Genomic DNA, 11,904 nt, shown 5'->3' with positions numbered 1-11,904 from the left:
GTTCTCCTTCGTACTAATTTCTTCTAAAGAGGATGCCGGGTTCAAAGCTTCCGGAATCTTTCATACCGTCTGTCACAAAGTTTTTCAGGCTCCAGCACAGCATATTGTTTTAAAAACCTTCTTAATTCTTCCCGAAGCTGTTCCAACACTGATCCCATATTCTGTGTGGTCAGCTTTTCCGGTTCTTTGATCATCCGCTCTGCTGCCTGTGCGGCCACAACATCCTCTGCAGTCAGCTTCATTTTATCTGCAGCCTCAGGCGCACACTTTTTATCTTTCCAGAGTATACTTGCAAAACCTTCCGGTGATAAAACAGAATACACCGCATTCTCCATCATCCACACTTCATCTCCACAGGCGAGGGCCAGCGCTCCGCCGCTTCCCCCTTCCCCGATAAAGATGGATACCACCGGTGTTTTCAGCCTGCTTATCTCCAACAGATTTTCCGCAATTGCGGATCCCTGACCGCGCTCCTCAGCTCCAATCCCGCAAAAAGCTCCGGGGGTATCTACGAAACAAATCACCGGCCGATGAAATTTCTCCGCTTCCTTCATCAAACGAAGAGCTTTCCGATATCCTTCCGGCTGACACATTCCAAAATTATGCTTTACCCGATCTTTGGCGGAGGTTCCCTTTTCCTGGGCGATCACAGTAACCGGAACTCCTTCAAACAGCCCAATTCCTCCAATCAGCGCCGGATCATCTCCAAACCTCCTGTCCCCATGAAATTCATAAAATTCAGAAAAAAGTGCCCGGATATAATCACTGCCCACAGGTCTGTCCGCCCGTCGTGCAGCAAGCACATGCTCCCATGCCGATTCCGATTCTTTTTGCTCCAGGACCAGACGGGCTGCCGGGTTCTTTTTTGCTCCTTCCGGCATTTCTGTATCCACCAGCTGACAAAGCGCCTTTTTACAGCCTTCCCGGTCGTGCATTCTGCAGAGATCCGCCAGTACCTTTTTTAACTCAGAACGTTCTGTGATCCGATCTACGAATCCGTGCTCCATTAAAAATTCTGAGCGTTGAAAGCCCTTGGGCAAACGTTGTCCGATCGTCTGTTCAATTACCCGAGGTCCGGCAAACCCGATCAGCGCATTGGGCTCTGCCAGTATCACATCTCCTTCCATCGCAAAGCTCGCGGTCACACCGCCAGTAGTCGGATCTGTCAATACACAAACAGACAAAAGCCCTGCCGCGTGGTGCTTTGCCATTGCAGCAGATACCTTTGCCATCTGCATTAAAGAATGAATCCCTTCCTGCATACGCGCACCACCGGAGCAGGTAAACAGAATTAACGGTAAGTTTTCCGTCGTTGCTTTCTCGATCAGACGAGTCAGCTTTTCCCCGACAGCCCATCCCATGCTCGCCATCATGAAACGGCTGTCCATTACACCAAGGGCTGCCGGTATACCATCTATGGAACCTGTTCCCGTAACGATGGCTTCCTTCATTCTGGTCTTCAGCCTTTCCGCTGCCAGTTTTTCTTCATATCCCTCAAACCCCAGCGGATTTTCTCCGACCAGCTCTCTGTCTGATTCCTGAAAGGTTCCCTCATCTGCCACTCTGCGGATTCTCTCATAAGCACGTACCTTAAAATAACCTCCGCACTTTGGACAAATATAATATGCATCCCGCACTTCCTGTACGAGAATCGGTTTTTTGCATCTGCTGCAGCGGCATAATAAGCCATCCGGAACAGTTGTGGTGCTTTCTCTTTTTTTCAGAGGCTTTTTTGTTTTTTTAAAAACATGATCCAGATTCACTTGCTTTCTCCATTCCTGCGTTCCAGAAATTCAATGTCCGTTTTTCCCTGCCGGAACTCTTCATTCTCCAGAAGCTCATACAAAAAATCTACATTTGTATCTACGCCCTCTATGATCACTTCTCCCAGGGCACTGTGAAGCTTTTCAATTGCCTCCCGGCGGCTTTTCGCCCATACACTGATCTTTGCGATCATCGCATCATAAAACGGCGGAATCGTATAGCCACTGTAAATGGCAGAGTCAACACGGACACCCTTTCCTCCCGGCAAATGCAGCCCTGTAACCGTTCCCGGGCATGGTGCAAATCCCGCGTCCGGATTTTGAGCGTTTATCCTGACTTCTATGGAATGACCATTTACAGACACATCTTGCTGCCGCAGTAAAAGCAGCTGTCCATCCGCAATTCGAATCTGCTCCTTGATCAGGTCCACACCCGTAACCCATTCCGTAACCGGATGCTCTACCTGAATTCTGGTATTCATTTCCATAAAATAAAAATTTCCATCCGGCTCCAGTAAAAACTCTATCGTACCTGCGTTCACATATCCAGCTGCCTTTGCCGCGTCCACAGCACATTCCCCCATTTTTTGACGCTGACTTTGGGAAAGGCTTGCACAGGGTGCTTCCTCCAGCACCTTCTGATGCCGTCGCTGCATAGAACAGTCCCGTTCTCCCAGATAGATCGTATTTCCTGCACAATCTGCCAGAATCTGTACCTCCACATGCTTTGGTCCGGTCAGAAAATGCTCCAAATACATTGCTCCATCTCCAAAGGATTGTTTTGCTTCTGTCTGCGCTATCCGGAAATTTTTTCTGAACTCCTCCGGGCTTTGTGCCACACGCATACCCTTTCCGCCGCCTCCAAGGGCAGCCTTGATCATGACAGGATATCCGATCGCTTTTGCCTGCTCCAGTCCATCTTCTTCCTCATAAACAGCATCCCTGCTGCCCGGAATAATCGGGATTCCTGCTTTCTGCATCGTATTTCTGGCTTCCTGCTTATTCCCCATTCGTGCGATCACCTCTGCAGGAGGACCGATAAAAATAATCCCACATTTTTCACACAGCTCTGCAAACCGGCTGTTCTCTGACAGAAATCCAAATCCCGGATGAATCGCATCCGCCCCTGTTACAACAGCGGCGCTCAGAATCTGTTCCATTGCCAGATAGCTATCTGTCGGACGCGCAGGTCCAATGCAAACAGCCTCATCCGCCAGCTTTGCATGCAATGCATCCCGGTCTGCTTCGGAGTACACAGCAACCGTCTCAATTTCCATCTCCCGACACGCCCGGATGATCCGAACCGCAATTTCACCTCTGTTTGCAACAAGTACCTTTCTGATCATGTCTGTTATCAAGCTCCTATCATAAATGTCAGCTCTGCCCTTGCAACAATCTTTCCGCCTACACTGGCAGTTGCCTCTCCGATTCCCATCGGTCCTTTTTTTCGGATAATGCGTGTTTCCAGACAAAGTCTGTCACCCGGAATCACTTTTCCTTTAAAGCGGCATTTATCCACTGCACCAAAATATGCAATTTTCCCTTTGTTTTCCGGAAGCGATAAAATCGCTACTGCTCCTGTCTGCGCCAATGCCTCCAGGATCAGCACTCCCGGCATTACAGGCTCCTCCGGAAAATGTCCGGCAAAAAAATCTTCCCGGTATGTAACACATTTATAGCCAACTGCATATTCTCCCGGCTCATAATCCTCAATTCCGTCAATCAGCAAAAAGGGATGTCTGTGCGGAATCAGTTCCTGGATCTGCATAATATTCAACTGCTTCATAGGGTTCTCCATATCCGTTTTAGTTCTGTTCTTCCACAATAAAAAGCGGCTGCCCGTATTCCACCATCTCCCCGTTTGACACAAGAATCTGCTTCACGGTCCCGCAGTAATCACTTTCCAGCTCATTCATCAGCTTCATGGCTTCCACAATTCCAAGGGTCTGACCCTTTTCTATCCCGTCGCCTTCCTGTACAAAGGGTTCGGCATCCTCTGCTGGCGCTGCATAAAAAATACCAACCAGCGGGGAGACTACCGTTTTTGTATGCTCTGTTTTTGTGAGCTCTGTTCCTGTAAGCTCCACCGGTGACATCTGTTTTGACTGTTCTTGTGGACTTTCCGACTGTTTTTGCAGCTGCACCAAAGTGCTTTGTGTTTCTGGATCTGTTTGCTTACGAGGCTGCTTCTTTTTTAGGCTTAAACGCATACCGTTTTGTTCCAGGCAAAAACTGTCAAGCTCTGATGCCGATACCCGGTCGATCAGCTCTACGATCTGTTCCAATTCCATATCTGTTACTCCCTGTTTCCTTCCTCATAGCGTTTCATTAAAATAGTGGCATTGTGTCCGCCAAAGCCAAGGGAATTGCTCATTGCATAATCCAGTTTTTTCTGCTTCGGTGCACCAATGGTATAATCGAGGTCACATTCTGCATCCGTCTCCTTCGTACCGACAGTCTGATGAATAAAGCCCTCCTGCAAGGTTTTCACACATACAATTGCCTCTACTGCACCAGCCGCACCAAGTAAATGCCCGATCATGGATTTGGTGGAATTAACAGTCACCTGTTTTGCTGCTTCTCCAAATGCCCGTTTGATCGCCCGTGTTTCAAACAGATCATTATGATGCGTCCCTGTTCCATGTGCATTGATATATCCGATCTGATCCGGCTCTGTTTCTGCCTCCTGCATAGCAAGCTCCATCGCCCTTGCTGCACCGCTTCCATCCTCACATGGCGATGTAATATGAAATGCATCTCCGGTCGCACCATATCCAACCAGCTCTGCGTAAATCCTTGCGCTTCTTTTCCGGGCATGCTCCAGCTCTTCCAGAACAAGGATTCCGGCACCTTCCCCAAGAACAAAGCCTTTTCTGTCTACATCAAAGGGAATGGATGCCCGCAGCGGATCTGTTTCCTGAGAAAGCGCCGTAAGAGCCTGAAATCCTGCAATACCTGTCGGACAAATACAGCTTTCTGCTCCGCCGGCAAACATGATCTCCGCATCCCCATACTGAATGGCGCGGAATGCGTCTCCGATGCAGTTTGTTCCGGAAGCACATGCCGTTACAACATTGGTGCATTTTCCACGTATACCCAGTTGAATGGAAATATTTCCTGCTGCCATATTGGAAATCATTCTCGGAACCATCAAAGGATCTACCCGATTTGCCCTTCCTTCCAGAATTTTTGTGTATTCCTTTTCAATGGTCGAAAGGCTGCCAATTCCGGATCCCACGATCACACCGGCACGAAACAGATCTTCTTTTGTCAGATCGAGTCCGGCATCCTCCAGAGCCTCCTTTGCAGCTGCGACTGCATACTGAGAAAACAATTCCATCCGCCTTGCCGCTTTTGCATCCATTTTCTCTTCCCCATGGAAATCTTTTACCTGAGCTGCAAGCTTTACTTTAAAGTCCTTCGTATCAAATCCGGTAATTTCTCCAATTCCTACGGTTCCTTTTCTGACGTTTGTCCAAAATTCCGGAACCGTATTCCCGATTGGCGTAACCGCGCCTAATCCGGTAATCACAACTCTTCTTTTCTGCACCATTTTTTCCTCTGTATTTTTTTTCATAAGGCTCCTCATGTCCTGAAAATTCCCTGTGCTGCTATCTCAAAGCTGTCTTGCGCCAGATTTGCTTCTGCTTTTTTTGCTACATCAGCATGCCGCCATCTACCTGTAATACCTGACCGGTAATATAATCTGCGTCTTCGGATGCCAGAAACGCGATCACCCCCGCCACCTGTTTTGCTGTTCCAGGTTTTTTCAATGGGATTGCAGAAAGCATTCGTTCTCTGGCTGCATTGCTTAAATTTTTTGTCATATCGGTCTCAATCCATCCCGGTGCAACTGCATTCACTGTAATATTACGTGAAGCCAGCTCTTTTGCCGCACTCTTTGTCATACCGATCACACCAGCCTTGGACGCCGCATAATTTACCTGTCCTGCATTCCCGCAAATTCCGACTACAGATGCAAGATTGATGATCTTTCCGCTTCTTTGGCGAAGCATCTGACGGGAAACAAAATGCAGCATGCAAAAAGTTCCTTTCAAATTTGCAGCAATCACAGCATCAAAATCCTCCTCCGACAGTTTCATCAAGAGATCATCCCTTGTTATGCCTGCATTATTGACCAGGATATCGATTCTTCCAAATGTATCTATGATCTGTTTGATATTTTTTTCACATTCTGCATAATCAGAAACATCCCATGCCATGCACACTGCATCCCCGCCTGCAGACTTTATTTCTGCAACCGTTTCAAGTGCTGCCGCCTCCGATCCCCTGTAATTGACGATCACAAAGGTACCTCTTTTGGCAAGTTCAATCGCCGTTGCTCTTCCGATTCCTCTGGATGCTCCGGTTATTACTGCAACTTTTCCTGTCAGCATGTTTCCCCTCATTTCCGCGCACGTTTTTTGCACGTTCCGAGTTTGTGTCGAGTGCGCGCAGACACAAATCTCGCGATTGAAAAATTTTATTTTTCAATCTTTTCTCCTTTTATACCGTTTCGTTCAGAAAATCCTGCATTCTTACAAGATCCTCCATGGTAGAAACCGTACAGATCTTTGCCTCTGCATTTATTTTTTTCAACAAGGTGCTCAGGGTATGCCCCGGACCGATCTCTACAAAATACTCTACACCTTCTGCAAGCATCGTCCTCATGCTCTGTTCCCACTTTACAGGAGAATAAACCCCCTGGGAAAGCAGGGACCGAATCTGCTCTGTTTTTGTGATTGGCTGAGCCGATACATTCGATACGTACGGAATCTGAAGCTCTGACAGTCTCACCTGTTCCAGCTCCCGTTCCAGTTTTTCTCCTGCCGGCTTCATAAACGGAGAATGGAAGGGTCCGCTGACCTTCAAAGGGATGACTTTGGCACCGTTTTTTTTCAGTCTTGGTATCACTTCCAAAAGTGCCTGTGTCTCCCCGGTTATCACCTGCTGACCCGGGCAGTTATAATTTGCAACCGTAACGGCATCGGTATTTTTTAAGAGTGCCTCCAATACATCCGGTTCCAGACCGAGCACCGCAGCCATCCCTCCAAATCCGTCCTTTGTTGCATTTTGCATCAACAGCCCCCGCCTTCTGACTAAGAGAAGTGCCGTTTTTATATCCATAGCACCAGCTGTTGCAATTGCTGCATATTCTCCAAGACTCAATCCGGCTGTCATATTCGGAGCAATCCCAGTTTCCAGAATCGCCGCTGTCATTGCCAGGCAACATGTGACCAGACACGGCTGTGTATATTCCGTTCTGTTCAACAGGTCATTTTTTGCAAAACAAAGGGACTTCACATCGAAATCCAGTACGCTTTGGGCTGTATCCACTACTGCTGCAGCTGCACTGTTCTGTTCATAAAAATCCAGTCCCATTCCAGGCATTTGTGCTCCCTGCCCCGGATATAAAAAAGCTACCTTTTTCTTTTTTATCGCCATACCTTCATCCTTTTTTCTGCATCCTCTATCAGCTGTCTGATCAAGGTCCTGCAATCTGTTTCTTCATGGATCATGCCTGCAATCTGTCCAGCCATTACGCTTCCGTTTAACACATCGCCTTCCGTTACCGCTCTTCTTAATGCACCGAGTGTAAGATATTCCAGTTCTTCCATGGAAGCTCCCGCCTGTTCCAGCTCCAGATACCGTTTCGTCATATCATTGCGCAGAGCCCGGACCGGATGTCCCGTGCTTCTTCCTGTTACCTTTGTATCAATATCTTTTGCTTTTAAAATCCGTTCTTTGTAGGCCGGATGAATATGACATTCCTTTGTCACTACAAAACGCGTTCCCATCTGAACGCCTTCCGCACCAAGCATAAGGGCTGCTGCAATTCCTCTTCCGTCTGCAATGCCTCCTGCCGCGATCACAGGAATATTCACCGCATCACAAACCTGCGGGACAAGGGTCATTGTCGTACTTTCTCCGACATGCCCGCCAGACTCATAGCCCTCTGCCACAACTGCATCTGCTCCGCACTTTTCCATCCTTTTTGCCATTGCAACAGATGCAATAACCGGAATGACCCGAATATCCTTTTCTTTCCAAAGCGTCATATATTGTTCCGGATTTCCCGCACCTGTTGTGACAACCGGCACACGTTCCCGCGCCACTGTCCGCGCTACTTCATCTGCGTGAGGGCTCATCAGCATGATATTGACACCAAAGGGTCTGTCCGTCCGTTTTCTGACCTCTCTGATCTGCTCTGCAACCCATTCTGCCGGTGCATTCGCTGCACCGATCATTCCCAGTCCTCCGCCATTTGATACCGCTGCTGCAAGATGATAATCCGCCACCCAGGCCATTCCACCCTGAATAATGGGATATTCTGTTTTCAGCAATCCGGTGACTCTTGTCTGCATCCTGTTTTTGTCCTCCGCTTATGCTTTATGGCTTTCTACATAGCTCATGACATCACCGACTGTTTTCAGCTGTTCCAGATCCTCTGCCGGAATATCAACTCCAAAATGCTCTTCAAATGCCATTACCATTTCAAACAGATCCAGGGAATCTGCCTTCAGATCCTCTGAAAAAGAGGTTTCCGGTGTAATGGAAGCTTTATCTGCTCCAAGGTTTTCTGCTACAATTGCTTTAATTTCTTCAAACATAATGAAAAATCTCCTTTTTACTTTTTTAAATCCATTCTGCGATAGATGCACCCCAGGTCAGTCCACCGCCAAAGCCTGCCATTACAATTCTGTCTCCTGTTTTCAGTCTTTTCGACTGATCCAGTTCGTTTAAAAGAATCGGAATACTTGCAGATGACGTATTTCCGTAATTCTGCAGATTCATGGGGAATTTTCCCAGAGGCTCCTTCAGACGCTTTGCCACGGCCTCCACAATCCTTTGATTTGCCTGATGCAAAACATAGCAGTCAATTTCTTCTCTGGAAAGTCCATTGATACAAAGCACCTCCTCAATCACCTGCGGTACCCTGCGCACTGCAAACCGAAATACTGCCTGCCCATCCATACTGACCTTTGATGAAGCACTCTGCTCTATGCTGAGTCTATGCTGCTCTGTCTCCAGATTTCTGTCATAGTGATGCTCCAGCATCAATGCATTTCCCATGCTTCCATCCGAATGGGATATAAACCGATACCCTTTTTTTTCTGTGCAGGTCAGAACAACCGCTCCGGCTCCGTCTCCAAATAAAATACAGCTGTTTCGATCTTTCCAGTCAATGATATTGGACAGACGCTCACTGCCAATGATCAAGGCTGTTTTGTAAGCTCCACTTTCCAGATATGCTTCTGCACTCTGATATGCTAGTAAAAATCCACTGCATGCTGCATTTAAATCAAAGCAGACTGCCCGTACCGCTCCGATACGTTCCTGAATCCGACAGGATACCGATGGCATTACTGTTTCCGCAGAAAGCGTCGAAACAATCAGCAGATCGATTTCCTTTGCTGAAATCCCGGAATGCTCCAGAGCCTGCATAGCTGCCTGGACGCCCATATCGACCACAGTTTCTTTCTCCGCAATATGCCTTCTGCAAATTCCGGTTCGCTCCCGAATCCATACATCTGTCGTCTCAACCATCTGCTCCAGCTCCCGGTTTTCCATAATTTTCTCCGGTATGTATGAACCGGTTCCTCTGATCTCGACTGCCATTGTCTCTTTTATCCCGTCCAAGCTGCAACAGCAATGACGGAATGTCCTTTCTGTTTTCGTTTCGTCCCCTATCTTACCCAAAACGGAATTGGAATACAATTTACAAAAAAAGACAAAATGTCAACTTCTATTCGGTGCATACAAAAAAGACCCGGGTGCAAATCTGTTATGCACTCGGGTCTGATTCGTTGAATATGTTCGTTTTCTATATTATTTTCTGCACCCGTTCGATAAATTCCGCCACTGCTCCATCCATGCAGTCCGACAAGACCATATCACAACAATCCTTTACCTCCTGGGGTGCATTTTTTACGCAGGCAGAAAGCCCTGCTGCCTTCAGTGCTCCTATATCGTTAAAAAAATCTCCGATAAACGCGGCTTCCTCTGCAGTTCCTCCAAGATACCTGCAGGCACGTCTGAGCGCATCCCCCTTTCCGGATGCCTCGTTCATAATCTCTACCAGAGTATCCTCCGTATGCTCGATTCTGACGCCATCCGGCTTATGACTTCTGACAAATTCTGCGCATTTTATTCCATCCTGCGCCGATACGCATAAAATGATCCGATACCAGGGCTTCTCGATCTGCTCCAGCAAAGCGATCGGGTAGCTATATTGCTGCTGGCAGGCAGTCTGATCCTCTTTTGTCTTCACCTGCCAATAGTTCGTACGATTCACAATGACGATTCTGCACTCTGTGAACTGCTCCAACTCTTTTTTCATAGAAAATGCAAACTGCAGCGCATCTTCTTCCACGCAAAGCTCATCTAAGTATTCGCCCTTCTGAAAATCGTAAAGTGCACAGCCGCCATTTACCACACTCAATGTATTGATCGGAAGGTCACCAATAAAGCCCTTCACACTGTCCGGTGAACGTCCTGTGCATACACCGAAACTTCCGCCCTCTTCAACATATTTCCGAATCGCCAGTCGGTTTTTCTCCGGTATTCCAATGCCGCCGATTCCAAGGGTCCCATCGACATCCGCAAAAATATATTTGATCGCCATTTCCCTGCTTTTGCCTCTCTTTTTTCCTGTCAGTTCCATCTGCGCCATATGCGTTACGTTAAGTTTTCGCTATTTCACCCGCACTGCCCGAAACCGTATCCGTACATAATCTACGAACCAGTGATCCTCCTCGTCTTTTTCACAAACCGCATCTCGCGCTTTTTTTAGTTCATGACAATAGAATGCTCGCAGAGCGTGCATTCTATTGTTTAGCACAAAAAAGCGCAAATTTTACGAACATTTCTGCATCCGTAAAATCCGCGCTCTTTTTTATCCCTCAGCGGAACGCGTGTTCTGTTGTTTGTACTCAGGAAACTGTTACGCTTGTCCAGTCATCCGAAGGACAGATGCCAATATAGGTTTTACCAGGATTTAAGGTTATCTCTGCTCCGGATAAATCATAATAATGCGTAATTCCGGTCTCACTTGCTTTTGCCCACATAATCGGGATCGCTTTTCCACCGGTAATATACCAGCCTGCGCCCTGCCCGATCACGTTATAAATCAAATAGCCATTTTTATCATATTGGGTAAAGGTGCAGTTCTGTAAAATAACATTTGCAAAAGAAGGCGCTTTTTTATCCTCTCCATCTTTGGCAAGCTTTTTATTTTCGTAATAATCATAGGTACCTGTTTTTGCATTGTAGGACAGATACGGTTTTGTCAGTCTGAAACAGTTTAACTGCACCAGGTTTGCCGGAATGTTGCCAGCCTTTGCAGAAAGATTCGTCGCTCCAATCTTCCAGTGGTTCATCGCTGCCGGATTTGTGTAAGTAGAAGGAATGGCAGCTGTTGTCACCTGCTTTGCGATGTCATTTTTAAGGACATATTCGGTAAACTCCTGCGCCTTGCCATTTTTCACTCTGCTAAAGCCACCGGATAAATGGCTAATCCCTGTGGACTTGAAATACGGATTATTATAAAACGGTCCGCCATCATGAATCAGAATTGCATTCCATTCCGAAGCAAGCAAAATATTCGTCGGTCTTGTGGAACGGACATTGCCGATCTGACCAACATTCTGCCAATCCTTATAAATCGCCATCAGTCTGGTAACTCGCTTATTTGCAGTCGAGTTCATCATCTCATAAACGACATCCGCTTCCGAAAGCCCGTAATGCGGCAGTGCTTTCGTATCATTATCGATCATAACCGCAACCGGACGCTGTGTCTGCAGCGCTATGCTCGTCGGAAGACCCGTCAGTTCAGATACATAGGCTGCCTGCGCTGCAGCGGCCGGAGCTGCCTGTGCCTCGATCCCAGAAATCGGGGCAAGCAACAGTGCTGCAGCAGTAAAAACTGCAGTCATAGACAAATATCTCTTGTTCATATAAAATACCTCTCTGCTATAATCTCTTTCCTTATATTTTATCATTCTGAATGCACACTGTAAAGAAAAAGGTACGGCCCTGTGCAGAAAACAATACGCACCGTCGGGTCGCGAAAGCGACATCCTTCCTTTCCGACGCAGTGCGATCCTTACGGAGCGTTTTTGCATTCGCCGTCCGTTCACAC

12 protein-coding genes are annotated in these 11,904 nt (G+C 47.3%); all 12 read right to left on the bottom strand.

Features of this window, described 5'->3' with window-relative positions; all coding sequences use genetic code 11:
• Nucleotides 1-41 precede the first annotated feature (41 nt).
• Entirely contained in the window at nucleotides 42-1,763 is a 1,722-nt protein-coding gene (gene accD / locus ACLTOQ_RS12950; RefSeq protein WP_337427456.1) for an acetyl-CoA carboxylase, carboxyltransferase subunit beta, read from the bottom strand.
• Nucleotides 1,760-3,109: an acetyl-CoA carboxylase biotin carboxylase subunit gene (accC, locus tag ACLTOQ_RS12945; RefSeq protein WP_337427458.1), complete on the bottom strand. Its 1,350-nt coding sequence runs from the start codon at nucleotides 3,107-3,109 to the stop codon at nucleotides 1,760-1,762. Before accC ends, accD begins: the two co-directional genes overlap by 4 nt.
• 8 nt (nucleotides 3,110-3,117) lie before the next feature.
• Nucleotides 3,118-3,549: a 3-hydroxyacyl-ACP dehydratase FabZ gene (gene fabZ, locus ACLTOQ_RS12940; RefSeq protein ID WP_021914871.1), complete on the bottom strand. Its 432-nt coding sequence runs from the start codon at nucleotides 3,547-3,549 to the stop codon at nucleotides 3,118-3,120.
• A 19-nt stretch (nucleotides 3,550-3,568) separates the two neighbouring features.
• Nucleotides 3,569-4,054: an acetyl-CoA carboxylase biotin carboxyl carrier protein gene (gene accB / locus ACLTOQ_RS12935; protein WP_337427460.1), complete on the bottom strand. Its 486-nt coding sequence runs from the start codon at nucleotides 4,052-4,054 to the stop codon at nucleotides 3,569-3,571.
• A 5-nt stretch (nucleotides 4,055-4,059) separates the two neighbouring features.
• Nucleotides 4,060-5,340: a beta-ketoacyl-ACP synthase II gene (gene fabF, locus ACLTOQ_RS12930; RefSeq protein ID WP_021914869.1), complete on the bottom strand. Its 1,281-nt coding sequence runs from the start codon at nucleotides 5,338-5,340 to the stop codon at nucleotides 4,060-4,062.
• Nucleotides 5,341-5,419: 79 nt separating this feature from the next.
• Nucleotides 5,420-6,160, bottom strand: coding sequence for a 3-oxoacyl-[acyl-carrier-protein] reductase (gene fabG, locus ACLTOQ_RS12925; protein WP_337427462.1), 741 nt, complete (start codon nucleotides 6,158-6,160; stop codon nucleotides 5,420-5,422).
• Nucleotides 6,161-6,269: 109 nt separating this feature from the next.
• Nucleotides 6,270-7,208 (bottom strand): ACP S-malonyltransferase, encoded by a 939-nt coding sequence (gene fabD, locus ACLTOQ_RS12920; RefSeq protein ID WP_412319603.1) that lies wholly within the window; start codon nucleotides 7,206-7,208, stop codon nucleotides 6,270-6,272.
• On the bottom strand, nucleotides 7,199-8,128 hold the full coding sequence (gene fabK / locus ACLTOQ_RS12915) for an enoyl-[acyl-carrier-protein] reductase FabK (protein ID WP_021914866.1): 930 nt from the start codon (nucleotides 8,126-8,128) through the stop codon (nucleotides 7,199-7,201). The genes fabD and fabK overlap by 10 nt, the downstream gene beginning before the upstream one ends.
• Nucleotides 8,129-8,146: 18 nt before the next feature.
• A complete protein-coding gene (gene acpP, locus ACLTOQ_RS12910) occupies nucleotides 8,147-8,374 on the bottom strand; it encodes an acyl carrier protein (RefSeq protein ID WP_118763499.1) in 228 nt (75 codons plus the stop codon).
• Nucleotides 8,375-8,399: 25 nt separating this feature from the next.
• Nucleotides 8,400-9,383 (bottom strand): beta-ketoacyl-ACP synthase III, encoded by a 984-nt coding sequence (locus ACLTOQ_RS12905; RefSeq protein WP_412319602.1) that lies wholly within the window; start codon nucleotides 9,381-9,383, stop codon nucleotides 8,400-8,402.
• 205 nt (nucleotides 9,384-9,588) lie between these two features.
• Nucleotides 9,589-10,428 carry an HAD family hydrolase gene (locus ACLTOQ_RS12900; protein WP_412319601.1) on the bottom strand — a complete coding sequence of 280 codons (840 nt, stop codon included), beginning with the start codon at nucleotides 10,426-10,428 and terminating at the stop codon, nucleotides 9,589-9,591.
• A 268-nt stretch (nucleotides 10,429-10,696) separates the two neighbouring features.
• A complete protein-coding gene (locus ACLTOQ_RS12895) occupies nucleotides 10,697-11,719 on the bottom strand; it encodes a DUF3048 domain-containing protein (protein ID WP_337560809.1) in 1,023 nt (340 codons plus the stop codon).
• Nucleotides 11,720-11,904 lie beyond the last annotated feature (185 nt).

The organism is Gallintestinimicrobium sp. (assembly GCF_046968865.1).
GTDB lineage: Bacteria > Bacillota > Clostridia > Lachnospirales > Lachnospiraceae > Gallintestinimicrobium > Gallintestinimicrobium propionicum.
This window is presented reverse-complemented; position numbering and strand designations above follow the sequence as displayed.